The organism is Pseudomonas sp. Leaf434 (assembly GCF_001425545.1).
GTDB classification, from domain to species: Bacteria; Pseudomonadota; Gammaproteobacteria; order Pseudomonadales; family Pseudomonadaceae; genus Aquipseudomonas; species Aquipseudomonas siliginis.
This window is the reverse complement of record NZ_LMQZ01000012.1, coordinates 83,347-109,534: the sequence shown is the minus strand read 5'-3', so window position 1 is coordinate 109,534 and position 26,188 is coordinate 83,347. Positions and strand designations below refer to the sequence as shown.

General features: G+C 60.6%; 21 protein-coding genes. 7 read left to right on the top strand and 14 right to left on the bottom strand.

Annotation, left to right across the window (positions count from 1 at the left end; translation table 11 throughout):
- The first annotated feature begins 115 nt into the window (after positions 1-115).
- A complete protein-coding gene (hexR, locus tag ASG55_RS24010) occupies positions 116-982 on the top strand; it encodes a transcriptional regulator HexR (protein WP_007962240.1) in 867 nt (288 codons plus the stop codon).
- A gap of 233 nt (positions 983-1,215) precedes the next feature.
- The gene (locus ASG55_RS26605) at positions 1,216-1,419 is read left to right on the top strand and encodes a PA3496 family putative envelope integrity protein (RefSeq protein WP_082530340.1); all 204 of its coding nucleotides are present in this window, start codon (positions 1,216-1,218) and stop codon (positions 1,417-1,419) included.
- Here ASG55_RS26605 and ASG55_RS24000 read toward each other — a convergent pair.
- Complete coding sequence (locus tag ASG55_RS24000) at positions 1,361-2,323, bottom strand: LysR family transcriptional regulator (protein WP_056790970.1); 963 nt, start codon at positions 2,321-2,323, stop codon at positions 1,361-1,363. The two genes, ASG55_RS26605 and ASG55_RS24000, sit on opposite strands and share 59 nt — an antisense overlap.
- Before the next feature lie 190 nt (positions 2,324-2,513).
- Between ASG55_RS24000 and ASG55_RS23995 the strand changes: the two genes are divergently transcribed.
- Together ASG55_RS23995 and oadA are read left to right on the top strand one after the other, a co-directional pair.
- Positions 2,514-3,929, top strand: a complete 1,416-nt coding sequence (locus tag ASG55_RS23995; protein WP_024014853.1) for an acetyl-CoA carboxylase biotin carboxylase subunit — start codon at positions 2,514-2,516, stop codon at positions 3,927-3,929.
- Positions 3,930-3,940: 11 nt separating this feature from the next.
- Entirely contained in the window at positions 3,941-5,749 is a 1,809-nt protein-coding gene (gene oadA / locus ASG55_RS23990) for a sodium-extruding oxaloacetate decarboxylase subunit alpha (protein WP_056790967.1), read from the top strand.
- A 209-nt stretch (positions 5,750-5,958) separates the two neighbouring features.
- Here the strand turns inward: oadA and ASG55_RS23985 are convergent, their stop codons facing one another.
- Entirely contained in the window at positions 5,959-8,196 is a 2,238-nt protein-coding gene (locus ASG55_RS23985; RefSeq protein WP_236708198.1) for an autotransporter outer membrane beta-barrel domain-containing protein, read from the bottom strand.
- A gap of 330 nt (positions 8,197-8,526) precedes the next feature.
- On the opposite strand from ASG55_RS23985, the gene ASG55_RS23980 reads away from it, so the two are divergent.
- On the top strand, positions 8,527-8,826 hold the full coding sequence (locus ASG55_RS23980) for a helix-turn-helix domain-containing protein (protein ID WP_056790965.1): 300 nt from the start codon (positions 8,527-8,529) through the stop codon (positions 8,824-8,826).
- Between the two features lie 7 nt (positions 8,827-8,833).
- Here the strand turns inward: ASG55_RS23980 and ASG55_RS23975 are convergent, their stop codons facing one another.
- Entirely contained in the window at positions 8,834-9,670 is an 837-nt protein-coding gene (locus ASG55_RS23975; protein WP_056790962.1) for an amino acid ABC transporter permease, read from the bottom strand.
- Positions 9,667-10,485: an ABC transporter substrate-binding protein gene (locus tag ASG55_RS23970; protein ID WP_056790960.1), complete on the bottom strand. Its 819-nt coding sequence runs from the start codon at positions 10,483-10,485 to the stop codon at positions 9,667-9,669. The genes ASG55_RS23975 and ASG55_RS23970 overlap by 4 nt, the downstream gene beginning before the upstream one ends.
- Positions 10,486-10,598: 113 nt before the next feature.
- Between ASG55_RS23970 and ASG55_RS23965 the strand changes: the two genes are divergently transcribed.
- On the top strand, positions 10,599-11,501 hold the full coding sequence (locus ASG55_RS23965; RefSeq protein WP_056790957.1) for a homocysteine S-methyltransferase family protein: 903 nt from the start codon (positions 10,599-10,601) through the stop codon (positions 11,499-11,501).
- 122 nt (positions 11,502-11,623) lie between these two features.
- On the opposite strand, the gene ASG55_RS23960 is transcribed toward ASG55_RS23965, so the two are convergent.
- From ASG55_RS23960 to ASG55_RS23950, 3 genes are read right to left on the bottom strand one after another with little or no spacing between them, the layout of a single operon-like run.
- A complete protein-coding gene (locus ASG55_RS23960; protein ID WP_056790955.1) occupies positions 11,624-12,295 on the bottom strand; it encodes a GNAT family N-acetyltransferase in 672 nt (223 codons plus the stop codon).
- A gap of 12 nt (positions 12,296-12,307) precedes the next feature.
- A complete protein-coding gene (locus ASG55_RS23955) occupies positions 12,308-12,754 on the bottom strand; it encodes a GNAT family N-acetyltransferase (RefSeq protein WP_056790952.1) in 447 nt (148 codons plus the stop codon).
- 10 nt (positions 12,755-12,764) lie between these two features.
- A complete protein-coding gene (locus ASG55_RS23950; protein WP_056791331.1) occupies positions 12,765-13,388 on the bottom strand; it encodes an FMN-binding negative transcriptional regulator in 624 nt (207 codons plus the stop codon).
- Between the two features lie 93 nt (positions 13,389-13,481).
- Here ASG55_RS23950 and pdxR point away from each other — a divergent pair, with 93 nt between their 5' ends.
- A complete protein-coding gene (gene pdxR, locus ASG55_RS23945) occupies positions 13,482-15,032 on the top strand; it encodes a MocR-like pyridoxine biosynthesis transcription factor PdxR (RefSeq protein ID WP_056790949.1) in 1,551 nt (516 codons plus the stop codon).
- Here pdxR and ASG55_RS27350 read toward each other — a convergent pair.
- The 7 genes from ASG55_RS27350 to ASG55_RS23915 all read right to left on the bottom strand — a co-directional run bounded on the left by ASG55_RS27350 (position 14,989) and on the right by ASG55_RS23915 (position 25,920).
- The gene (locus ASG55_RS27350; protein ID WP_236708197.1) at positions 14,989-16,539 is read right to left on the bottom strand and encodes a hypothetical protein; all 1,551 of its coding nucleotides are present in this window, start codon (positions 16,537-16,539) and stop codon (positions 14,989-14,991) included. The genes pdxR and ASG55_RS27350 overlap by 44 nt on opposite strands.
- Positions 16,505-19,600, bottom strand: coding sequence for a dermonecrotic toxin domain-containing protein (locus ASG55_RS23940; RefSeq protein ID WP_236708196.1), 3,096 nt, complete (start codon positions 19,598-19,600; stop codon positions 16,505-16,507). Before ASG55_RS23940 ends, ASG55_RS27350 begins: the two co-directional genes overlap by 35 nt.
- Positions 19,601-19,741: 141 nt before the next feature.
- Positions 19,742-20,836, bottom strand: coding sequence for a polyamine ABC transporter substrate-binding protein (locus ASG55_RS23935; RefSeq protein WP_056790945.1), 1,095 nt, complete (start codon positions 20,834-20,836; stop codon positions 19,742-19,744).
- The gene (locus tag ASG55_RS23930; protein ID WP_056790943.1) at positions 20,833-21,858 is read right to left on the bottom strand and encodes a histone deacetylase family protein; all 1,026 of its coding nucleotides are present in this window, start codon (positions 21,856-21,858) and stop codon (positions 20,833-20,835) included. The genes ASG55_RS23935 and ASG55_RS23930 overlap by 4 nt, the downstream gene beginning before the upstream one ends.
- A 199-nt stretch (positions 21,859-22,057) precedes the next feature.
- Entirely contained in the window at positions 22,058-23,050 is a 993-nt protein-coding gene (locus ASG55_RS23925) for an AraC family transcriptional regulator (protein WP_056790940.1), read from the bottom strand.
- Between the two features lie 245 nt (positions 23,051-23,295).
- Positions 23,296-24,300 carry an asparaginase gene (locus ASG55_RS23920; RefSeq protein WP_056790937.1) on the bottom strand — a complete coding sequence of 335 codons (1,005 nt, stop codon included), beginning with the start codon at positions 24,298-24,300 and terminating at the stop codon, positions 23,296-23,298.
- Between the two features lie 171 nt (positions 24,301-24,471).
- Complete coding sequence (locus ASG55_RS23915) at positions 24,472-25,920, bottom strand: alanine/glycine:cation symporter family protein (protein WP_016772471.1); 1,449 nt, start codon at positions 25,918-25,920, stop codon at positions 24,472-24,474.
- Positions 25,921-26,188: the final 268 nt, after the last annotated feature.

Here is a 26,188-nt window from a genome sequence, read left to right as displayed (position 1 = left end):
CCTCAGCGCGCCTGATGCCGGGACATCGAGTTACGCATTGAGCAGGCAAAATGCCCATTCATGTAGTATAACTACAAGCTTGCTACATCCTTGCCCACAAGAAGAGTCCAGCCCCTTGAATCTGCTGCAACACATCGCCCAGTCACGTCACCTGTTACGCAAGTCGGAGCTCAAGGTCGCCGACCACGTGCTGCTTGACCCTGCGGCAGTGATGCACAGTTCCATGGCCGACCTGGCTCACAGCGTCGGCATCAGCGAGCCGACCATCGTGCGTTTCTGCCGCGCGATCGGTTGTTCCGGCTTTCAGGACCTCAAGCTGAAACTGGCGCAAAGCCTGGCCGCCGGCGCCAGCTTCGGCCAGTTCGCGATCCACGAAGATGACTCCGTCGCCGACTACAGCCTGAAGATTTTCGACACCACGCTGCACACCCTGATGGAAGTGCGCGAGAAGCTCGATCCAGTGGAGCTGCAGCGCGCGGTGACGCTGATGTCCCAGGCGCAGCGTGTCGAGTTCTATGGCTTCGGTGCTTCCGGAGCGGTGGCCGCGGATGCACAGCACAAGTTTTTCCGTTTGCTGCTGACCGCGGCGGCGTATTCCGATCCGCACATGCAGGCGATGTCGGCTGTGACGCTGAAGCCTACCGATGTGGCGATCTGTATTTCCCAGTCAGGGCGCTCCAAGGATTTGCTGATCACCGCTAACCTCGTTCGCGAGAGCGGGGCGTCGTTGATCACCCTGTGTCCGAGCCAGACGCCGTTGGCCGAACTGTCGACCGTCAATCTGGCGATCGATGTGCATGAAGACACCGAAATCTACACGCCGCTTACCTCGCGAATCGCCCATCTGGTGGTGATCGACGTGCTGGCGATGGGCGTGGCCATGGCGCGCGGGCCGAGCCTGGTCAATCACCTCAAGAGCGTGAAGCGCAGTCTGCGCAGTCTGCGTTTGTCGCCCAAGGCCGTGAAAGCGCTGGACGATTGAGCAAGGTCGTTCCGACCTTGTTCGCGAGCAGGCTCGCTCCCACAGGGGGGCTTCTGAGAACATAAATTCTGGGTCATAACGGGATCAAATGTGGGAGCGAGCCTGCTCGCGAAAGCGTCCTCAACAACAGCACATCCCTGCGCACATTTCATCACATTGTCATCCCCGCGCAGCCAAACCGTCATCCCCCACGCCTATCGTAAAACTCCCGTACTCGCCCTGGGAGACTCGAAATGGCTCAGCCCTACGAAGAACGCAACAGCGCCGCGAAAACCCGTCGTCAGCAGGAAGATCAGCGCCGCATGGAATTTCGCCGCGCAATCGAGGATCGCTTCGAACTTCGCCAGCTTCAGGCCGAGATCGGCGATTTTCCCGAGATCACGCATTGGCAGGCAACGCCCGCCGCTTCCCGTCGAAACGCTCAACCAGCGCAATAATCTGCGCCCGCTCGCTGCGGATGAACGCCAGGAAGGCGTGCGCCACCGGTGACAGCCGTTTGGCTTTGGCTTGCACCAGACACCAGCTGCGCATCAGCGGCAACTCCTCGACCGGCAGCTCGACCAGGCCGCCGGTCGCCAGCTCCAGGTTCAGGGCGTGGCGCGTCAACAGCGCCAGGCCCAGGCCCGCCACCACGCATTCACGCTGAGCTTCGGCGGACGCCACCTCTTGGGTCTGAGTGAAGTGCACGCGCTTTTCCTTGAAGTATTCCTCGCAGGCCAGACGCGTACCCGAGCCCGGCTCGCGGATCAGCAGCGTATACGGCTCCAGATCCTGCAAGCGCAACGGGCCCATGTGCGCCAGCGGGTGATCCGGACGCGCCACGGCGACAATCGGATTATTGAGAAACGGCAGGAATTCCAGGCCCATGTCCTGCGGCACCATCGACATGATCACCAGATCATCGCGATTGTCCGAGAGGCGGCGGATGACCTGGCCACGGTTGACCACGGTCAGCTGCAAATTGACTTCCGGATGCTGGCGCTTGAACGCGGCGAACAGATGCGGCACGAAATATTTGGCGCTCGATTCCACCGCCAGTTTCAGCTGACCCTGCAGTGAACCCTGCATGTCCGACAGTTGCATGTCGAGGTTTTCCAGGCGCCCGAAAATGTCGCGGCTGGCGCGCTGAAGCGCTTCTGCCGCCTCGTTCATGTAGAGTTTTTTGCCGACATAGTCGAACAGCGGCTGGCCAATCAGCTCTTCCAGCTGACGAATCTGTAGGCTGACGGCCGGTTGTGTGAGGGACATTTCCTCGGCGGCGCGACTGTACGAGCGTAAATCACACACCTCATTGAAGATCTGCAATTGACGCAATGTCATACGCATCAATGACTTACGCATAGTTTTCAGGCTCGGTCAGCGGTCAGTTGTTTCAACTATAAGTGTTTGCTTATGCCTGACCCAATTTTTATTCATTTTTGTTAATCCCTCAGCAGCGCTAGTGTGGACCTGCGACTGAATTGAAACATTTGGTCACGCGTCGACCTGGGTCTAGCAGGTCGTGGTGCCACCGGCTCAAGGGAACCTCCAAGTGATAAAAAAGATCCTGATCGCCAACCGTGGTGAGATTGCCGTACGCATCGTACGAGCCTGCGCCGAAATGGGCATTCGCTCGGTTGCGATTTTCTCCGACGCCGATCGCCATGCCTTGCATGTGAAGCGTGCGGACGAGGCCCACAGCGTGGGTGCCGAGCCACTGGCCGGCTATCTGAACCCGCGCAAGCTGGTGAACCTGGCGGTGGAAACCGGCTGCGATGCGCTGCACCCCGGCTACGGCTTCCTTTCGGAAAACGCCGAGCTGGCGGAAATCTGCGCCGAGCGCGGCATCAAATTCATCGGCCCGTCGGCGGAGGTCATCCGGCGCATGGGCGACAAGACCGAAGCGCGCCGCAGCATGATCAAGGCCGGCGTACCGGTAACGCCCGGTACTGAAGGCAACGTCTCCGGCATCGAAGAAGCCTTGGTCGAAGGCGACCGTATCGGTTATCCGGTAATGCTCAAGGCCACCTCCGGTGGTGGCGGGCGCGGTATCCGTCGCTGCAACAGCCGCGAAGAACTCGAACAGAACTTCCCCCGGGTCATCTCCGAAGCCACCAAGGCGTTCGGTTCGGCGGAAGTGTTCCTGGAAAAATGCATCGTCAATCCCAAGCACATTGAAGCGCAGATCCTTGGCGACAGCTTCGGCAATGTCGTGCACCTGTTCGAGCGTGACTGCTCGATCCAGCGCCGCAACCAGAAGCTGATCGAGATCGCGCCGAGCCCGCAGCTGACCCCGGAACAGCGCGCCTACATCGGCGACCTGTCGGTACGTGCAGCCAAGGCTGTGGGCTACGAGAACGCCGGCACCGTGGAGTTCCTGCTCGCCGAGGGCGAGGTGTACTTCATGGAAATGAACACGCGGGTGCAGGTGGAACACACCATCACCGAAGAAATCACCGGCATCGACATCGTCCGCGAACAGATTCGCATCGCTTCCGGCCTGCCGCTATCGGTGAAGCAGGAAGACATTCAGCACCGTGGCTTTGCGTTGCAGTTCCGTATCAACGCCGAAGACCCGAAGAACAACTTCCTGCCGAGCTTCGGCAAAATTACCCGTTACTACGCCCCCGGCGGCCCGGGCGTGCGCACCGACACGGCAATCTACACCGGCTACACCATTCCGCCGTTCTACGACTCGATGTGCCTGAAACTGGTGGTCTGGGCGCTGACCTGGGAAGAGGCGATGGACCGTGGTCTGCGGGCGCTGGACGACATGCGTCTGCAGGGCGTGAAGACCACCGCCGCGTACTACCAGGAAATCCTGCGCAACCCGGAATTCCGTAGCGGCCAGTTCAACACCAGCTTCGTTGAAAGCCACCCGGAACTGACCAACTACTCGATCAAGCGCAAACCCGAAGAGCTGGCCCTGGCCATCGCCGCCGCCATCGCCGCCCACGCAGGCCTGTGAGGAATACAAGAATGAGCAAGAAAATCTTCGTAACAGACACCATCCTGCGCGACGCTCACCAATCGCTGCTCGCCACCCGCATGCGCACCGAAGACATGCTGCCGATCTGCGACAAGCTCGACAAGGTCGGCTACTGGTCGCTGGAATGCTGGGGCGGCGCGACGTTCGACGCCTGTGTGCGCTTTCTCAAGGAAGACCCGTGGGAGCGCCTGCGCCAACTGCGTGCGGCGTTGCCCAACACTCGTCTGCAAATGCTCCTGCGCGGGCAGAATCTGCTCGGCTATCGCCATTACAGCGACGACGTGGTCAAAGCTTTCGTCGCCAAAGCAGCGGTGAACGGCATCGACGTGTTCCGCATTTTCGATGCGATGAACGATGTGCGTAACCTGCGCGTGGCCATCGAAGCGGTGAAGGCTGCCGGCAAACACGCACAGGGCACCATCGCCTATACCACCAGTCCGGTGCACACCATCGATGCTTTCGTCACCCAGGCCAAGCAAATGGAGTCCATGGGTTGCGACTCGGTGGCGATCAAGGACATGGCCGGTCTGCTGACCCCGTATGCCACCGGTGAACTGGTGCGCGCGTTGAAAGCCGAGCAGTCGCTGCCGGTGTTCATCCACTCCCACGACACCGCCGGCCTGGCCGCCATGTGCCAGCTCAAGGCGATCGAAAACGGCGCCGACCACATCGACACCGCAATCTCCAGCTTCGCCTCGGGCACCAGCCATCCGGGCACAGAGTCGATGGTTGCCGCGCTCAAGGGCACCGAGTACGACACCGGCCTGAATCTGGAGCTGCTCCAGGAAATCGGCCTGTACTTCTATGCCGTGCGCAAGAAGTACCACCAGTTCGAAAGCGAATTCACCGCCGTCGACACCCGTGTGCAGGTCAACCAGGTGCCGGGCGGGATGATTTCCAACCTCGCCAACCAGTTGAAAGAGCAGGGCGCTCTGAACCGCATGAGCGAAGTGCTCGCAGAAATCCCGCGCGTACGTGAAGACCTCGGCTTCCCGCCGCTGGTGACCCCAACCTCGCAAATCGTCGGCACCCAGGCGTTCTTCAACGTACTGGCCGGCGAGCGCTACAAGACCATCACCAACGAAGTGAAGCTGTATCTGCAGGGCGGCTACGGCAAGGCGCCGGGGGTGGTCAATGAAAAACTGCGCCGTCAGGCGATCGGCAGCGAAGACGTCATCGACGTGCGCCCGGCCGATCTGCTCAAGCCGGAAATGACCAAGCTGCGTGCCGATATCGGAGCACTGGCCAAATCCGAAGAAGACGTACTGACCTTCGCCATGTTCCCGGACATCGGCCGCAAGTTCCTTGAAGAACGCGCCGCCGGCACTCTTACGCCGGAAGTGCTTTTGCCGATCCCGGAAGCGGGCGCCGTTGCCTCGGCGAGCGGCGAAGGTGTGCCGACCGAGTTTGTCATCGATGTGCACGGCGAAACCTACCGCGTCGACATCACTGGTGTCGGCGTCAAGGCCGAGGGCAAGCGCCACTTCTATCTGTCCATCGACGGCATGCCGGAAGAAGTGGTGTTCGAACCGCTCAACGAATTTGTCGGTGGTGGCAGCAGCAAACGCAAACAGGCCTCGGCACCAGGCCACGTGAGCACCACCATGCCCGGCAACATCGTCGATGTGCTGGTCAAGGAGGGCGATACCGTCAAGGCAGGCCAGGCGGTACTGATCACCGAAGCGATGAAGATGGAGACCGAAGTCCAGGCTGCCATCGGCGGCAAGGTCACGGCGATTCATGTGGCCAAGGGCGACCGGGTCAACCCGGGCGAAATCCTCATCGAGATCGAAGGCTGAGATAACAGTCGCGATCCAACGCTTTAAACCTCGGGGGGGCATGTGCTCCCCTTTTTTTTGCCTGTGATTTCCGCCGTTACCCAGCTCCCTTGAAGAGCCAATGTGGGAGCGAGCCTGCTCGCGAATGCGCCAGGTCAGCCAATAGCATCTTTGTATGATTCACCGCTTTCGCGAGCAGGCTCGCTCCCACAGAAGGCGTGCTTAATCCATCAGAACGCCATGCGCCATTGACCCGCCACGCCATACGTTCGGCTGTCATTACCCAGCTCACCCGTCAAGCCCACGCCCAGTGTGTGCGCCGCCGAAAGACCAAGATCGAGCCCCGCATCCACCGCCAGAGCGTTCCGATCGAGTGCCGCGCCGGTCACTTCGAAGCGCTTGCCGCCCTTGCGCAGTTGCTGGCGGGTGTCACTGTCGATGTCACCGTAGATATGTTTCCAGCCTGCGCTCAATCGCGGGGTCAAATGCATGCCGTTATCCAGCGTATTGACCTGCGCAACACGCAGACCGAAGGTGCTGCTGAAGTTGTCGCGGGTCTGGCCGTAGACTCTCAACGCCGCGTCGCCGCCCTTTTCGTTGTAGCTGTCGCGCTGATAGCGCTGATAGCCGAGGTTGGCGTAGGGCTCGAGGGTCACGTTGTTGCGGCCCAGGTTGAACCCGGCCTCGGCAAATGCTTGCTGAGTATTGGCGTCGTAATTGCCCTTGAGACGATCGCTGAAACCCTTGAACGCGACCCGCCGTGTGCTGCTGCCGTCATGGCTGGCGTAGGTCGCGCCAAGACGCAGCGACAGCGGGCCGTCCTGACGCACGGCATAGGCACCGAGGTGCCAGCTGTCGAGGTCGCCGTCGTACTGGCGGGCATCGAGTTTCGTCTGCGATTTGCCGCCAAGCAGGCCGACATGCCAGTGCTCGTCGAGTCGCCAGTCAGCGCCCACGACCAGCCCTTGCGTGGCATGTTGGAGGATGCCGTCAGCGTCGCGGTCAACCTTGCCGCCGTGGCCCAGCGCCTGAACCCACACCCGTCCGGAGTCTTCGTTGCCTGCGGCCTGACGCGGTGAACTGCGCGAGCCGTCAGTAGAGTCGGAACGGTTGTCCAGTTGGCGCATCGCCGAGAGCATGCTCGTACTGACCGGCGTGATACTGCTCAGCGTGGCTTTGGCGAGGTTGGCATTGCTGCCTGCGGCAAGTTGATCGAGGGCGATTGGCGCGGTGGTTTTATCGCTGGTCAGCAGTGCGGCGACGGCCCTGTTGGCGCCGATTTCGAAAGCTCGAGTGGAAGCCTCTCGATTATCCATGCTCCGCGCAATCGAACGAGCACTGCGCGTTTGGGCCAGTTCTTCGAACCCTACATGGTTGCGCACGTAGTGCAGTTTCACGGCGTTTGGCTCATAGGAGAGCGTTGGTGTCATGTAGGCCAGATTCGTGGTGACCTCACCGAACTCGCCATCAATGACGTTTGCAGACAACAGCCGATACTCATTGGTACGAGCGTAGTCGCCCGGTACGCCATAAATCTCGACACGCGCACCTCCCAGGCTTGCGGTGCCCTTAACATGCACGGGATCTGAGCCGCGGTCGGCAGATACGGCGTAAGAAAACACAGCGTCCTTTTGGAGCGTCAGATTGCCTTTGATATTGGGAGAGCCGTGTTGCTGGCTGGCAAGCAGTGTTCCTGCGACATACAGCCCCGTCACATGTCCATAACCGCCAAAAACCGCTCCCGGGTCGACATCGACACCATTGATCGATGCGTAGTTGATCAGCACGGCGTCGGCTTTGACGTCAGCATCACCCTCGAAAGCGTGACGCAGGGTCCACTGTCCACGTGCGATACGCATGGCTGAGAAATTGCGCGTTTCACCGATCTCGCCGCCTTCTATGGCATTGAACAGCAGCCCGTTCGCACCTTCGCCACCGTCCAGGCGACCGTCCCAACGGGCGCCCTTATTGATCACCAGCAAGTCATCTCCATCGCCTAGTTGCAGGGATACGCCGCCGACATTCTCGAGTGGGCTCGAGACAAAAGAGCGCTGCGTCGTGACCGCAAACATGTCGCGTTCAAACGGGTCGACAAGATCGAATTCCTCATCGTCGGTTTCCTCCACCACGAACTCTGGAAACTCCAGCCCTTCATAAAAGGCCGGACTGAAATCCTCGATCGCAACCGTCGCGCGTACGGCATCGACCGAAGGCGCGTCAGAGGCCTGTCCGGGCGACGGAGAAGTGTGCTCCAGCGGGCCGATGAATTCCTTGATCGCAAACAAGTCATCAGGATCCGCTTTCGGCGTGGGCGTTTTCTTCTTTCGAGGCTTGGCGGTTTTGTCTTCGCTGATCTCTGCAGAAACCTGGACGTCAGGTTGCTGTTCGATGGACGCCTCGGCAGATCCAATGGTCAGCGCGATCGCCAAAGCGAGGTGATGGGGACGGTATTTGTGTAGGGCAGGCATCGAGTTCAACCTCCTTGTATGAAAGGCTCAACTCTATTGCTGCCTTGAAAAACACGATGTCGGTCGGTTCCTGATGCTGTGCAGGCGACGTCGGATCGTTCTGTCGAAAATCCTCACGGGATTTCGCAAACAAGACTTTTGCGCGGTGGCGGCGGTTCGTTTTCCTACAGCCGATATGGGTCACAGCGACATACGTCGGGGTACATCTGCATTGTTTTGCGTCGATTGAAGCCCCAGCGGCTCCCGTCTGCATTTTGTTGCAGTTTAATTACCAAAACTGTCATCACGCTGCATTAAATTGCGTCTTTCACAAAACGAATTAGCCGCGTCATGAGTAAACTCAAATCTGCACGGGACCTTACTGTCCTTGATCGAATGGCGCTCATCGAAAGCATTCAGCAATCACTGGCCGAAGGCACTCTGGAAATCGGTGACGCCGTGCGCCGTTTACGGGTCGAAGTCACCGGTCTGCATCAGACCCAGTTCGCGAAGATGTGCAAGATTTCAGTGCGCACGCTGGTGCATATCGAACATGGCGAAGGCAATCAGACCCTGAAGTCGCTGAACGCGGTGTTCCGCCCCTTCGGCATGAAAATGGGCGTAGTGCGGATTCGCCGGGACACCATTTGAATGCACCTCAACTACGGCGCACATACGCCTTGCCGAAATGCCGCTCCATCCGTGCCTGAATCAGCTCCAGCCCGATCGACATCAGCCAGTAGATGATCGCCGCCGTGGTGAGCATTTCGATGTAGCGATAGCTTGAGCGCCCGTAGGACTGAGCGAGAAACATCACTTCCCAGACACCCATCACCGAGATCAGCGACGAGTCCTTGAGCATCGAGATGAACTGGTTGGTGGTCGGCGGGATAATCGTGCGCATGGCCTGGGGCAGGGTGATGCGCCAGAAGATCACGCTTTCGCGCAGGCCCAGCGCCAGGGATGCTTCGCGTTGGCCGTGATCGACGCCGAGGATGCCGGCGCGGAAGATTTCGCTCAGGTAGGCGCCGTAGTTCAGCGACAGGGCAATGATGCCGGCGACGATGGCGCCGGGGACGATGCCCAGTTGCGGCAGGCCGAGGTAGATCAGCAGGATCTGGATCAGCAATGGCGTGCCGCGAAAGAACGAGGTGTAGAAACTGGCGATGCCAAACGCCACGGCGCTGCTCGACAGGCGCGCCAGCGCGGTGATGAAACCGAGCAGCGACGAGGCGATGATCGAGCAGGCGCAGAGGAACAGGGTCAGCGCTGCGCCTTGCAGGAAGCCGTTCGGCGCCAGCTTCAGGCCAACGAGGTTGGGCAGTTTGTCGAGGATGATCGCGAACTTCAGGTCGAAGCTCAGGAAGAATCCGGCGAACAGGCAGAAAAGCGCAGCCCACGTCAGGTACAGGCGCGTACGGAACCCGAAAAGCTTTTGCAGGCGGGTTTCAGCCACCGGTTGCGGTGGCTGGGGCGGGGTCGGAAAGGAAGTCATTGGCTGATATCGGCGCCGATCCATTTCTGCGACAGCTTGCTCAGGGTGCCGTCCTGTTTCAGCTGGGCGAACACCTCGCGCACCTTGGCGTCCCATTGCGGGTCACCCTTTTCGATGGCCACCGAGTTCGGTTCCGAGTACAGCGGTTCGCCGGCCAATTTGAAGCGCTGATCCTGATTCAGGCGCGGCTGTGCGGTGACCAGATTGGTAAGGATTGCATCCAGGCGCACGCCGGCGCCCAGGCCCAGATCCTGGAAGGCGACGTTGTCGGTGTCGTACGGGGCGATCTGCACATCCTCGAACGGATACTGCAACTGCGTATCCTCGGCGCCTTCGATCACCAGATTTTTGTTCAGATAACTTTCGTAGCTGGAGGCGCTGGTCAGGCCGACCTTTTTGCCGCTCAGATCCTTGGCGCTGTGGATGCGATCGTCCTTGGCATTGACCACGATTACCGCTGGCGAGGCGTAGTACTCGACCGGGAAGTCGAACACTTCTGCGCGGGCCTTGCTCGGGGTCATCGAGCAGATGCAGATGTCGTAGCGCCCGCTCCAGCGACCGGCGGCGATCACGTCCCAGGACGGCGTTTCGAGACGCAGTTTGACGCCAAGCTTGTCCGCCACCGCTTTGGCAACGTCGACATCGAAACCGTCGAGTTGATTCTGCTCATTGAGAAATGAGAAGGGTGGATAGCTTTCCATGAGCACGCCGACCAGCTCTTTTTTCTGTTCGACACGGTCCAGCGTCGCGCCGCCGAAGGCTTGGGTGGAGGCCAGAATGGGCAGGCCCAGGGCCAATAGCGGTTGGAGTTTCACAGTCGCTTCCTGTTGAAAAAAGAGGTTGTTATTAACCGAGTGGTGCGTATTAAATAGTTATAAGAACGACTCTGATAGTGAGTTATTTTCATAAGCATATGAGTGAAAAGCATATGGGCGCAGCAAGTACGGTCATTCTCGATGGCGGCATGGGCCGTGAATTGCAACGCGCCGGGGCGCCATTTCGCCAGCCGGAGTGGTCGGCACTGGCGCTGAGTGAAGCGCCGCAGGCGGTCGAGGCGGTGCATGCCGCTTACATCAACAGCGGCGCCGACGTGATCACCAGCAACAGTTACGCGGTGGTGCCATTTCACATTGGCGAGGCGCGTTTTGCGGCTGAAGGCCAGGCGCTTGCGGCACTGGCGGGGGAGTTGGCGCGGCGGGCGGTGCAGGCATCCGGCAAGCCAGTGCGTGTTGCCGGTTCGTTGCCGCCGCTGTTTGGTTCGTATCGTCCGGATCTGTTCGAAGCGGATCGCGTGAGCGAGCTGCTGACGCCGCTGGTCACGGGGCTGGCCCCGCATGTGGACCTGTGGCTGGCAGAAACGCAAAGCTCGATCGTCGAGGCCCGCGCTATCCACGCCGGGCTGCCGAAGGACGGTAAACCGTTCTGGCTGTCATTCACGCTCAAGGATGAAGACACCGATGAAGTGCCGCGCCTGCGCTCTGGCGAGCCAGTGGCCGAAGCGGCTGCGGTGGCGGCTGAACTCGGCGTCGAAACCCTGCTGTTCAACTGCAGTCAGCCTGAAGTGATTGGCGCAGCAATCGACGCGGCGCGCGCAACCTTTGAGCGTCTCGGCGTCAGGATCAATATCGGCGCGTATGCCAACGCGTTTCCTCCGCAACCGAAAGAAGCCACGGCCAATGACGGGCTCGACCCGTTGCGTGACGATCTTGATCCGCCGGGATATCTGCACTGGGCGCTGGACTGGCAACAGCGCGGCGCCAGTCATCTGGGTGGCTGCTGCGGGATCGGCCCGGAGCACATTGCGGTGCTGGCGCAAGAACTGCGTTGTTAAGAAAGACCCCGCCCATTGTGGGAGCGAGCCTGCTCGCGAAAGCGGTCAGTCAGTCAACATCTGCGGTGACTGACACACCGCCTTCGCGAGCGGGCTCGCTCCCACAAGGGTATCCGTGAAGTTCAGCTACGGCATTCGGCCAGACCTTTGAGTTGGCCAGCAGGCGTCTGGTTTTCATCGCTCAGCCAGCGCTCGAACCCAGCACCAATCGCTGGCCATTCCGCATCCAGAATCGAATACCACGCGGTATCGCGGTTCTGCCCCTTGACCACCATGTGCTGGCGAAACACGCCTTCGAAGCTGAAGCCCAGACGCTCGGCCGCGTATTTGGAGCGGGCGTTGCCGTTGTTGCACTTCCATTCCAGGCGTCGGTAACCCAGCTCGAACGAATATTTGGCCAGCAGGTACACCGCCTCGGTGCTTTTCGGCGAGCGCTGCATTGGCGCACCGAAAGTGACGTGGCCGATTTCGATGCGGCCCTGCGCCGGGACGATCGACATCAGGCTGAGGATGCCTTGCACCTGACCAGTCGCACGGTCGATGATGCTGAAGAAATACGGGTCGCTGTTGGCTGCATGATTGTTCAGCCAGTCGTTGAACGCGCTGCGCTCGGGAAACGGACCGTAAGGCAAGTAATCCCAAAGCTTCGGATCGGCACCCGGCCCTTCGAGGGCGGCGTAAAGCTCATCGCCATGACGCGCCGGGTCGAGTTTTTCCAGACGAATGAAACGGCCCTCGAGCAGGGTGGCGGAGGGGGCGGGGACGCCTTTCCAGTCAGCGAGTGAAGCAGTCATGTGCGCGTCTCCTTAAAGGGCTTTACGAAACTGGATGAAGCCCGGACGTTCGGCAATGCGCTCGTAGAGCTGGATCGCCGTGGCGTTGGTTTCATGGGTCAGCCAGTGGACTTTGCAGCAACCATCGGCCTTGGCGGTAGCGTAGACATGCTCGATCAACAGCCGACCGACACCGGTGCCACGGGCTTCCGGCACCACCAGCAGATCCTGCAAATAGCAGGAATTTTCGATGCTCCAGTTCGAGCGATGATAGATGTAATGCACCATGCCCAGCGCTTTGCCTTCAGCCCAGGCGAGTGCGGCGTGGGTCGGTTCATTCGGGTCGAGCAAGCGTTGCCAGGTGCTCTGGGTGACGGCGTCCGGCAGTTCCGTGTTGTAAAAGCGCAGGTACGCCTGCCACAGCGGCAGCCAAGCGGCATGGTCATTGGCGCTGACCGGGCGAATGTCGATCTGGGTCATGGGTAGATCCTTAGCGCATCAGGCTGGCAAGGGTTTGGTCGTTGGCGTCGGGGCTGGCGGCGAGGCCTTCGCGCACGCCGGCAATGTCTTCAGCGCTGCGGTTCTGGCTGAGCTTGCGTTTGCCTTCGAGGCGGTCGATGGGAATGGCAAACCCGACGATGGCCTTGAGCATGCCGTCGATGTATTCGGCTGGCGCATCGTCCACCGACCACGGCTGCGCGCGGCCCGCTTCATGACGGTCGGTCAGGGTGCTGACAATGTCGAGCAGGCGCCCGCCGTCGCTGAAAGTCTCGGCATGACCGTAGGCGTGCACGGCGATGTAGTTCCAGGTCGGCACGACTTTGCCGTGCTCGGCCTTGCTCGGATAGAAGCCCGGGCTGACGTAGGCGTCTGGGCCGGCAAAGATCAGCATGGCCTCGGCGCCGTCACGCAGGTCTTTCCACTGCGGATTGGCCTTGGCCAGATGGCCGTAGAGCGTGCCGTATTCGCCCTGTTCGCGATGCAGCAGCACCGGCACGTGGCTGGCTTGCAATCCGCTGTCACCGTGGCTGACCAGAATGGCCAGGCGCGTGGCGAGGATCAGTTCGTGCAGTTGGGACAAGTCTTCGATGGCAAAGGCGCGTGGCGTGTACATGGACAGATTTTCCTTGGCGAATGCCTGCATCCTAGGCAGGCTATTGGTCCGTTGTAAGAGCCATTGCCGAGCCATTTCATAGGTCCATTCGCCATGCCTGATCTGCCACCCTTGTCGATGCCTTTCAATCCGGCCGGAATCGAACTCGATCGCCGTCAGGGCCTGAGTCGCCAGCTCTATCAGTCTTTGCGCCTGCGGGTGCTTGATGGACGTCTGGCCAGTGGCACGCGATTGCCGGCCAGCCGTGACCTGGCCTCGGCGCTGGGCATTTCCCGTAACAGCGTGGTGCGCGCCTACGATCAGTTGTATGCCGAGGGCTTTATCGAAGGGCGCGTCGGCGACGGTACTTACGTGGCGCAATTGGCTCAGACAGCCACGTCGAAGAAAAAAATATCCACAAATTCATCCACAGGCTTGTCAACAGGCTTACCCACAGCCTTATCCACAAATTGGCTGGATTTACCTGTGAATTCATCCAGCAAAGTTATCCACAGTGGTGGCTTTTCTCGCATTGAAAAGCACCATTTACCTCGACCACCGAGCGGTCCGCCGCGCGCTTTTCGGGTGGGTGTGCCTGCATTTGATCTGTTCCCGTTCGAGGTCTGGGCCAAGCTGAACGCGGCTTTCTGGCGTAAACCGGATTTACAGCAGCTGTGTTACGGCGACCCGGCCGGTGACGCGCGGCTGCGCGGCATGATTGCTGCGTATTTGCGCAGCTCGCGCGGCATGCAGTGCACGGCTGAGCAAATTGTGATCACCAGTGGCGCGCAGCAGGGCATCAGCCTTTGTGCACAGTTGCTGGTCGAGCCGGGGGACGGTGTGGCGATCGAGAATCCGGGCTACCGCGCGGCCGGGCATGCCTTCGCTGTGGCGGGGGCGAAATTGCATGGGGTGGCGGTAGACAGCGACGGCATTGATTGCAGCGCCATGGCCCGGCTCAGCGATTGTCGGGTGGCTTATGTCACGCCGTCTCATCAGTACCCGACCGGAGTGGTGATGAGTCTGGCCCGGCGTCTGGAATTGCTCGCTTGGGCCGAGCGGGTCGGCGGCTGGATCGTCGAAGACGATTACGACGGCGAGTACCGCTACACCGGCGCACCGCTGGCGCCGTTGGCCGCACTTGATCGTCAGGGGCGTGTGCTCTACGTCGGCACCTTCGGCAAGGTCGCTTTTCCGGCGTTGCGCCTTGGTTATCTGGTGCTGCCGCCAGCGCTGGTCGACGCGTTTGCGCAACGCCGCGCCGTCGATGTGCGGCATTCGGAAGTCAGCACCCAAGCGGTGATGGCCGAATTCATGGCTGCCGGGCATTTCCAGCGGCATATCCGCCGCATGCGCCGGGCTGCGCTGAGCCGACGCAACTGCCTGCTCGAAGGCTGGCCGACGGTCGCCGGTGTCGGTCAGTTGCCGGCCGTTTCAGCCGGGCTGCACCTGACCGTCGCCGTGGACAGCATCGAGCGCGAGCAGCAATTGATCGCTCAGGCCGCTGATGTCGATGTCGAAATCAACGGCCTGAGCAGCTACTGGTTACCCGACTCGACTACGCCCATGGATCAGCGCGCCGGCCTGGTGCTGGGTTTTGCCGCCGTACCAGAGCCTGCGATCAAAGCGGCGCTGTCGCGTCTGCGGCAGGCTTGGCAAGATTGAAGAACAGCGTTTCGGCGCTGCGACTGGAAATTTCGCTGCGATGGATTTCAATCAGCCTTTGATTATCCACACCCGTTATTTCGGCGACGCCCCCCATGCGGTGCTGAGCGAGCGTTTTCATATGTCCACGCACAAATGCACCAACGGGCGCGTCGACGCTGCTGTAATGGAAATGCGCATAGCAGAGGACCTTGTCGGTATGCGCATCACGAATCTGATACTCGTCGAGAAAATCGTTTTGATGGCGCCTCAGACGCCGTCGGGTCAGGGTTTTCGAGATGCTCACTTCGCCCTTGTCCTTGAGCCACTCGACCCCGGCAGCTGTTGGCAGTTGTTGCTTGACCAGGCGGATTCGCGTGCTGGTGCCTTTTTGCTCCAGTGTCGTAGCCGCAGCGTCGAGCTTGTGGTTGAGCTCTTCGGACGGTTCATGCAGAGCAGCGGTGAGGTTACTCGCCGTTAACGCTTCATCGATCGCCGCACAGGCTTTGCGCAATAGGGTGGCGTGGTTGTGGTATTCCTCTTCGACCTCCACGGGGATGCGCGAGCCGCGTTTGAGACGCGCCTCGATGCGCCGATGAAACGCCGCCAGCCCGTCGATCAATGCCTGCCCTTCGCTGATGCTCTTGTTGAGGTTGGGCCGGGCTTTAGGCAACGGTGCAGGCCGTGCACTCTGCTCGACCCAGATACCTGGCGATTCCTCCTTGAATGTCGCGATCACTCTCGTCAGCGCCGTACCGACTTCGACCAGATCGGTGTTCTTGCCGTCGAGGCTTTTTTTCCGCTGGCCGACCAGGGTGCCCTTGTTGCGTGTCTTGATGATCTGCCGATTCGAAGCTGACGTTGAGGGTCTCGACGGACCGGCTTGCGGCACCAGTAGATGCCGGTAGCGCAACAGATCGGCGAGTCGGTTGTCGGCGCTATCCTTGAATGCGGCCACGCGCGCCTGCAATTGCCTGAGTCGTTCCGTGTGTATGTGTTCGGAATATTCACTCGCCAGGTCATCGAAACGCTTGTCCACGGAAGCGAACTGTTCGCTCACCTGACTCAGGGCGTCGATGCGTATGCGCAGATCACTGAGGCTTTCATCGGCGCTCAGGTCCCGCGAACTCTGAACGTTCAGCGCAGCATCTTCGAACAGACTGGCCAGCGCTTGTTGTGCCTCGACATGAGCGGTGGAATCGCCGGGTTTGATGCAGGTGTACTGGCCGAGACTGATCTGCAGAGTCTTCAGATCATCCAGCGGGTAGGGCGCCAGGCTGATGTTGTATTTCTGCTTTATCTCCAGGCCATCAGGTCCCAGCCTGGTCAGTTCATCCAGGCAGGCTTCAGCCGACTCCATTTTCTCGATAATGGTTTGAGTGGCATCGTTCAACTGTTCGAACGCAGAGGTGACCGCCTGCGATTCGCCGCGCAGTTCGTCGTCCAGTATCGCCTGCACCCTCAGCACGCGTTGCTGGTAATCCGAAGCGTTATTACTGAGCCACTCCTGCCCCAGAAACAACTGCATGTCCAACCGCTCCGGCATGACCGTGCGGTAGTTGGGAATCGATTGCTTGCAGTTGAGTGTCTTGATCAGCTGAATGTTCGCGGCATATTCGTTGTGCTGTGAATCGAGCGTGGCGAGGTACTGCGCAAGCGCTTGTTCGCGTGCCTGCGCAGGGGCATCGCGCAGGCTGTTGCGTTCGGTATCGAGAAGGCTGCCTTTGCTCTCCATCGTCAAATCGAACGCGGTGATCTGCTCGGACAATACGGCCACCTCCTGGTTTTTTTTGCCTTGCGCCACCTTGCGCCCGTCCTCCAGCCCGCCTCCGCGCAGGCGCAAACGCAGATCTATCACCCATTGGCCATTGGCCATTGGCGGTATAGGCAAGCCTGGGCCCGGCTGGTCGGGTGGGCTGACGCGTATCGACGATGTGCACATCGCCATGCGCGTTGCGCGCGACTTCGAACCAGCGCTCACCGACCCGGGCGTACCATTTGTCTGCGTGGGCGTAGAGGTCTCGGTACGCGCCTTCCCGGGTGGCTGCGCCAAGGGCTTCGGGCTTGCCGACCTCGAACCCGTCCAACAGCGTGGCGAGTGCCGTCGGGGATCGTTTCAGCGCCGTGATGCTGTCGATTGATGTGCCATGGAATTGGGTTAATTGCGGGCCGGTGATATCGGGCTGGCGCAGCGCTTTGACGATTCTGGCGGCAGGTCTGGTCGTCGCTGCATCCTCTTCGAGCTCCGTGGCCACGGGTGTCGATGGCGCATCGCCCACCGCCGCACGGTGGGCGAGCACCATGCCCAGCGCCAGGAGAATATCGGCGATGGCCGTCCAGGCGATCTTCCCCGATTGCTCGTTGGCGCCGTCGGTGATTTCCTGCAGATCATCCATGATCTGCCAGATCCACGCCGCTGTGCCTACGCTGCGGCCCAGGAACGGCAGCGCGGCATTGAGCATCACCCAACCGCCCTGTTTCAGCGAGGCCCAGCGTGCTTCGGCATCGGAGACCGACTGCCGGTCGGCTTTAGTGACAAGCGCCTTGACGTTGCGTTCGTGCAGGGTTGCGAGGACATCGCTGGCGATCACCTGAGTGCCCAGCGCGACCGCGCCTGACATATCCAGCGCAGTGGTCGGATTGATCATCAGTTGCGGGATCGTCCACACCGACGGCAGCCTGGCGGTAAAGACGAACTGGCTGTAATTGAAGCGCACATCGTCCGGCAACCAGGCCAGTACCGAGTCACGCAAATGTCGCGAATGCTGGATCGCAAAAAGCAGATTCGCGGGCCCCGGATATTGCAGCAGAGTCTTGTCGAACAGCGGTCGATACAGCACGCACGGTCCTTTGTCGGCATCGCGCGGGCCTATGACATACATGTTGTCGACAGTGTCTGCGGTGGAGCGGCTGCGATGAGCGACGAAGGCCAAAGGGCGAATGACGATTTCCTCGCCATCGACGTAGCGTTCCGCGCCAGTCGTGGCGAATGCGGCGACCACGTATCGATAACCCGATTCATCGAGGCCGGCTCTACCCCGGATCTTGTGCTGCAACGCCAGCAATGGCAGCTCAATGCGCAACTGACTGGTGTAGAGCCCTTGCAACAGCGGCGCTTGCACGGGGTCGTCTAGCAGCATGGCCTTGAGATGCGCCGGGTAGGTCTTGCCGATGTCGACCGTGCTGACCAGTTTTTCCAGAAAAGTCGCGCTCATCCACTCGGGTACCGGGCTGCCATCCTTGTACCGCACAGTCTTGTTGCCCAACGGCAGGCCTGCGAGGTTTTGCAGGGCAAGCTCGGTCAGCGTCCATGTCTGAGCCTGAGTATTTCCCGGCAATACAAACGTGCCCCAGACCACGAGACTGGTGATGGTGATTTCGATGTTGTCGATGTTCACGTCTTTGGCGCCGGGCTGCTCCTTGAGAATCTGTTTGATCAGCGCTGCACGAGTGAACGCCTGCAGGCTGGTGATTTCGCTTTGAAAGGATTTGCCGTTGTTCTCGTGCTGCAGCGTTGTCAGATCCAGCAGGTGCCGGCTGTAACGCGTCTGATCCATGGGCAGTGCGTCGTTCAGCCAGTCCGGAAGCATCGGCTGCAAACGCTCGAAGTGCGCTTCGAGGCGCGGTGTCGGTTGAGCCGGTTTGCCGGCCGTGCCGGTATGCGGATAGACGCGTTTACCAGGGGAATCCTGAAAAAAACTGATTTCGCCCAAGGCATCCGCTTCCATGGAAATCAGCGTGCACGCCTGCTGGTCGAAGAAATTGCCCTGGGGTTCGACCAGCCGCCACTTGAGATCTTCGCCCGAGGCGCTTGCGCCATATATCCGCAGCAGAGCCTCGCCGAGCTCCTCCAGTGAATCGAAACGCTGAAAGCCCTGGGTGACCGCGTGGGTGAGAATCAACTTGCGGTCTGCGATTGTGCCGATCACTACTGCGGCATCGACCAGGGTCAAGTGCGATGACTTGTCGGAGCTACCGCGATCGAGGTCAATCAGATATGCCTTTGCCGAGTACGGGGCGGGGGCCAGGCGTTGTTGCGGGTCGGGCTGTTTGAAAATCGCCCGGGCCATGGCGATCTCGTCAGCGTCCCAGCCGACGCTGGCATCGACGTTCCACAGGTTGCGCAGTGCCTCGGACAACTGCTGCCAGCGCGGTTGCCCGGGGTAGGTGAACTCGTCCCAGTATTCGACGTGCTGCTCCTTGTAGGCGATGAACAGCAGTGGCGCCAGTTCGTTGAGCAACAGGCCGATGGCATCGATCTTTACCGGCAGATGCGCGGGTGCGGGCATGCCGGGTTGCAGGGTCAGATAATGCTCGCCATCAAGGTACGTCACCGTGGTGCCGGACAGGCCGAGCCGCACCAGGGCGTTGGTCAGCGATCCAGCCTGATACCCGTCGGGTACGACTCGACCATCCACAATGGCCCAGGTGGGTTGCACGACCATCGCCAGACGCGGGTCTATGTCGAGATTCGGATACAGCGTCTTGAGGGCATCGCGCAGCGTTTTTGAAGCGACTTCCTGCAGTGAGGGGCCAGTAACCAGCTGAGTCACGATATCGACGGCACTGGCTTTGGGAATGGCGGTCATGGTGGTTTCCTGCTCTGTCGGGACGCCGCAAGGGCGGCGGAGCAGGGCAAGTTAAAAGGCGCAACAGCGACCCGTGCGGTAGATAAAGCTGCCAGGCAAAAAAAGACCCGCCGAGGCGGGTCTTGAGCAAACGAGCCGGTTTCAGGTCCCGGACTTGATTTTCGTCCACGCTCGCGTGCGTGCGCGTTCGGCATCCCGAGGCAGCGGCTGCAAGGTGTAGAGCGTGCTCATTGCCGCGTCGGTCGGGTACAGGTTCGGGTTGTTGCGAGTGGCTGGATCGACCAGGCCGGTGGCGTCCTTGTTCGGGTTCGGATAGCCGACAAAATCGCTGACCGGGGCAATCACCGCCGGTTGCAGCAGATAGTTGATGAAGGTGTAGGCGTCCTCGGTGTTCTTCGCGCCCTTGGGAATGGCGAGCATGTCGAACCAGATCGGAGCGCCTTCTTTGGGCAAGCGCATTTCCACCACCACGCCGTTTTTCGCTTCCTTGGCGCGGTTGGCCGCTTGCGAGAAGCTGCCGGAATAACCGACGGCCACGCAGATGTCGCCGTTGGCGATGTCGGCCATGTACTTGGACGAATGGAAGTAGGTCACGTAAGGACGAATCTTCATCAGCAGCGCTTCGGCCTTGGCGTAATCCGCCGGCTTCTTGCTGTTGGGGTCCAGGCCCAGGTGTTGCAGAGCCAGCGGCAGAATCTCCGACGGTGAGTCGAGCAGGGCGACGCCGCACTGCTTGAGCTTGCTGATGTTCTCTTCCTTGAAGATCAGGTCCCAACTGTCTACCGGCGCGTTATCGCCCAGGGCTGCTTTGATCTTGGTGGGGTTGAAGCCGATCAGAATGGTGCCGTACATGTATGGCACGGCAAATTTGTTTCCAGGATCATTGGCTTCGATCAGCTTCATCAGCTTCGGATCGAGATGATTCCAGTTCGGCAACTTGCTGCGATCAAGCGGCTGGAACACTCCAGCCTCGATCTGCTTGGCGAGGAACACGTTGGACGGCACCACCACGTCATAGCCGGAGTTGCCGGTGAGCAGCTTGGCCTCGAGTGCTTCGTTGGTGTCGAAGATGTCGTAGATCAGTTTGGTCTGGCTGTTCTGTGCCTTGAAGTCGTCCAGCGCCTTGGGCGTGATGTAGTCGAACCAGTTATAGACGCGCAGCGTGCGTTCTTCGGCGTGGGCGCCAGCGCTGAGCAGAGCCGCGCACAGCGCCGAGGCGATCAGTCGCTTTTTCATTGTTCAAAACCTTCCAGCACGTTCACTGCGTTGATGCCGATTTCCTCCACCGCGTAGCCACCTTCCATGACGAACAGGGTCGGCTTGCCGAGGGCGGCGATGCGCTTGCCCATGGCCAGGTAATCCGGGCTGTCGAGTTTGAACTGCGAGATCGGATCGTCCTTGAACGTGTCGACGCCGAGGGAGACGACGATGATGTCCGCGCCATAGCGATCGATCTCGTCGCAGGCTTGATCCAGCGCCGCGCTCCACACATCCCAGCCGGAACCGGCCGGCAGTGGATAGTTGAAATTGAAACCTTCACCGGCGCCTTCGCCGCGCTCGTCGTCGTAGCCGAGGAAGAACGGAAACTCCGCTTCCGGGTGGCCGTGGATCGAAGTGAACAGAACGTCGCTGCGTTCGTAGAAAATCGACTGGGTGCCGTTGCCATGGTGGTAGTCGACGTCAAGGATCGCGACTTTCTTGTGGCCCTGATCGAGAAAGGCCTGAGCGGCGATGGCGGCGTTGTTGAGGTAGCAATAACCGCCCATCAAGTCGCTGGCGGCGTGATGTCCCGGCGGACGGCACAGCGCGAAGGCCGCGCGTGCGCCACGCTGGATTTCAGCCTGCGCGGTAAGCGCCACTTGCGCCGCGCTGTAGGCCGCTTGCCAAGTGCCGGCGGTAATCGGCGCGCCGCTGTCGAAGCTGTAATAACCGAGCTGGCCATGCAGGCTGGTCGGTTTGATCGCACGCAGCGTGCGCGCCGGCCAGGTGTAAGGCAGCAAGTCGCCGTCGGTGTTGAACTCGGTCCAGCGTTGCCATGCACCTTTGAAAAATTCCAGATAGTCACGGCTGTGAATGCGCGCGATTGGCTCCAGGCCGAAATCCTTCGGAGCTTCGACCGCCCCGAGGTTTTGCTTCTGCACGCGTTGCAGTACGTGGTCGGCACGCGACGGCATTTCGAAGCACGGCTTGAGCTGGCCATCGATGAGTTCGCAGCGGCCATGGTGCAAGTGGTGATCGTCTGAGTAGATCGTCAGCATTTGTTGTTCTCCGCAAGGCTGATTCGGTGGCTTTCAGTGTTGCGGCGCAGTTTGAATCGGAGAACGTCGGGAGCGGCCAAAAGGGGATCGATATGGCCAAAACCTCTGACCGCAATTCGCCCCTCACAACCAAAGATCGCAGCCTTCGGCAGCTCACCGATCCCTGTAGGAGCTGCCGAAGGCTGCGATCTTTTGATCTTCAGGATCTGAACTGACTCGGCGCCACGCCACTCCAGCGCACAAACGCATGACGGAAACTCGCGGTCTCGCTGAAGCCCAGCGTCTCGGCGATCCGATAGATTGGTAACTGGTCCTCACACAGCATCTGCTTGGCCCGTTCGAAGCGCAGTTCATCGAGCAGTTCCTGATAGCTGCTGCCCATGTCTTTCAAATGCCGGCGCAGGGTGCGCGGTGAGCACTTCATTTGCTGCGCGAGCCCCTCGAGCCCCGGCGCGGCATTCAATTGTGCGCTGAGCAACTGACGAATCCGCCCCAGCCAGGCCTGACGTCCAGTGAACTCAAGATTCTGCTTGCGGCAACGTTCGGCCATGGCCTGATGAGTGATCGCGTCGGCCAGCGGCAGCGGCTGATCGAGCCAGTGGCGGTCGAAGGCGAAGGCGTTGTCTTTGGCCGAGAAGTGCATTGGCGAGTTAAAGGGTTCGGCGTAGCTGTCGCGGTAGTCCGGCGCTGCATGTTCGAAGCGCGTGGCGCGCAGCGGCAGGGAATGGCCGAGCAAGTCGTCGCAGATGACTTTCAGGGACACCAGACAGAATTCGGCGTTGAACACCGCCATCGCCGCGCTTTCACGGTAATCAGCAGCGACGAACCAGACCTGCTCGCCATCGTCTTCCAGGCTCAGTTCGAACAACGTGCCCAACAGCGCCGGATAACGGATTGCCAGACGCAAAGCGTCACCGAAGGTGGCACAGGTCAGCAGGGCGTAACCGAGCATGCCGTAACAGGACACGTGCATGCGCCGGCCCAATTCGAGACCGATGTCACGCTTGAGCGCGACCGCGTTGGTGCAGACCTGCATCTCTTGATGGGTGGTGATGCGCGTATCGGCCCGCTGCAGATCCGCCGCCACGATGCCGCTGCCGGCCAGCAGCGCCTCGCTCGACAGGCCTTCGGCCTTGAACGTGTTGAGGATCAGCGAGACCGCGTTGAGGGTGGTGAGGTGGGAGTGGAGCATGGGATCTTCCAGCCTGGAGGTGGCTGGAACGCAGCAAGTTGCATGCCGCAGGCCCTCACCCCAGCCCACTCCCAGAGGGAGAGGGGGCCGAACGGGGGATATTGCAGAAATACACCGACGTGAGACACCGCCGCCGAATCCATAATCGACACTGTTTATCAGGTCGGTATATAGCGCAAGACAACAGGGTCAGTTCCCTCTCCCTCTGGGAGAGGGTTAGGGTGAGGGGCAATCCAGCGCCGTGCTCAGATCAACTCACCACACAAATCCAGCTCGATCAGCCGTCGCGCTTCAGTCGTTTCCAGCCCGGCTCCCAGCAAGCCATGCAACTTGCCGAACGCCGCCTCGCGGGTCATGCCGCCACCGGACAACACGCCAACACCCCGCAAGCGGCTGCCAGCCTCGTAGACATCCAGCTCGACCCCGCCTTCATGGCATTGCGTCACTGCCACCACCACCACGCCGTTATCCCGTGCACGGCCAAGGCTGGCGAGGAACTCGGGGTTATCGCTCGGCCCGGTCCCGCTGCCGTAGCATTCCAGCACCAGACCTTGAATGCCGCTGTCGAGCAGGCCGTCGAGGACTTCGGCACTGATGCCGGGAAACAGCGGCAACACCGCGACTTTCGCCAGTTGCTTCGGCTGGTTGTAGTTCAGCGCGCCTGGAATCGAAGGCGCCTTCACACCACCGCCCTGACGCTCCAGGCGTTTGAACGGATGGCGGCCGAAGCTGCGCACTTTCGCGCAGCGGGTCGGCGCCAGCAGTTCGCCGTGGAAGTACAGGTGCACGCCTGGCGCCAGGCCCTGGCCGAGGGCGACCAGCGCGCCGCCGAGGTTTTCCCAGGCATCACTGTCGGTCACGCCCGCCGGCAGCATCGAACCGGTGAAACACACGCGGGCATGCAGGCCGAGCAACTGAAAACTCATCGCCGCCGCGCTGTAGGCCAGGGTGTCGGTGCCGTGCAGAATCAGCACGCTGTCGCAGCCTTGCACGTCCACGGCATTGACCACCGCTTCGCGCAGTTGCTGCCAGTAGGCCGGGGTCATGTTGGCGCTGTCGATCAGCGGCGACATTTCCCGAAATTGCCACTGCGGCACTACCAGCTCAGGCTGACTGTGCAGGTAGTCGCGCATCCGCGCTTCGAAACCGGACGCCGGGGCCAGACCGTTGGCGCTGGCCTGCATGCCGATGGTGCCACCGGTGTAGAGCACCATGACGTGTTGAGCGGCGGGATAGGTCGACGAGCTCATAGGATTCTCCGAAACGATGAGGGCCCTGTGGGAGCGAGCCTGCTCGCGAAAGCAGTGTGTCATTCAACAATGATGTTGGCTGAAAGTCCGCCATCGCGAGCAGGCTCACTCCTACAAGTTATTGCATCACAATAACTGACGGGCGCAGGGGATGCGCCCGTCATTCACCTGTCAGCGTTGCGCTGCAGGTACGCCTTGCGGCGCAGTTTCAGTCTGGCCCGCCGCTGCTGGCGGGTTCACCGGCCAGGCGTTGCGATCCAGATCCAGATCGGCGAATTTGCTCGAATCAAACACTGGCTGTTTGACGCCGGCGCGACGCTGCTCGTCGTAGTCGCGCATCACCCGCAGGCCGACCTTGAACAGCATGGCCAGGGCCACGAGGTTGACGAAGGCCAGACAGGTCATGGTGATGTCGGCGAAGGCGAACACCGTCGTCAGGTCCTGCATCGAACCCCATACCACCAGCGCCAGCACAAGGCCGCGGAACAGCATCAGCAGGGCGCGGTTGCGGCTGAGGAACTGCAAGCTGTTCTCGCCCAGGTAGTAGTTGTAGAGGATGCAGGTGAAGACGAACAGCGACAGCGCGACGCTGACGAACATGCGACCCCAGTCACCGACCACCGCGGCCAGCGAGTTCTGGGTCAGGACGATGCCGTCACCTTCGAAACCCGGGGTGTAGAAGCCCGACAGCAGGATCAGCAGCGCGGTGCAGGTGCAGATCACGAAGGTGTCGAGGAATACGCTGAAAGCCTGGACCACGCCCTGCGCGCCCGGGTGCTTGACGGCGGCCACGGCGGCCACGTTCGGCGCACTGCCCAGGCCCGCTTCGTTGGCGAACACGCCACGCTTCACGCCCATGACAATGGCGCTGCCGAGCAGGCCGGCAAAGGCCGGGTCGAGGCCGAAGGCGCTCTTGAAGATGGTTTCCAGCATGGCCGGCACGTGTTCGATCTGGGTGCCGATCACGTACAGGGTCACGCCGATGTAGGCCAGGGTCTTGATCGGTACCAGCAGGTCGGAGACCGAAGCGATGCGCTTGATCCCGCCGATAAAGGTGATGGCCAGCAGCACCGCCAGGACGATACCGGTGTGTTGCGGGTTGAAGTCAAAGGCGTTCTGCAGCGAGTGGGTCACGGTGTAGGACTGCAGGCCGATGAAGGCGAAGCCGTAGGTGACCAGCAGCAGAACGGAGAACACTATCGCCATGCCTTTGAGCTTGAGCCCGTGCTGGATGTAGTAGGCCGGACCGCCACGGTACAGGCCGTCGCCATCCGCGCGCTTGTAGACCTGGGCCAGGGTGCACTCGAAGAAGCTGCTGGACATGCCGACCAGTGCGGTCACCCACATCCAGAACACCGCACCCGGACCACCGAGAGTTACGGCGATGCCGACACCGGCGATGTTGCCTGCACCGACGCGGCCGGCGAGGCTGAGCATCAAGGCCTGGAACGAGCTGAGTTGCCCGGCGCTGCCTTTGAGGCTGTCGCGGAACACCGCGAACATGTGGAAGAAATGACGCAGTTGAACGAAACGCGAGCGAATCGTGAAGTAACTACCGAGCCCGACAATGAGCACGATCAGTACTTTCCCTGAGAGGAAGTCGTTGATGACTTCGAGCATGGATTTATCCTCGCTGTTTTTTGTGGGTGCAAATGCTGGATCGGAGAAACATCGTGTTACACCGGTCTGCGCGCGGCACGACGGGTGAGGCGAAGGTTTCGTCCCGGATCCATATCGCGGGTTTTGTTATTAGTTCGGGTTTCGCATGGGTTATGGCCTCGTTACCGACGACCGCTCACGCGAAGAGGGGCGGCACTATACCGATCAGTGGCGCGCCCGTCTGCACGGTAGTGGTGCAAGCGACGAAACGAGGTTGCTGCAAATCAAA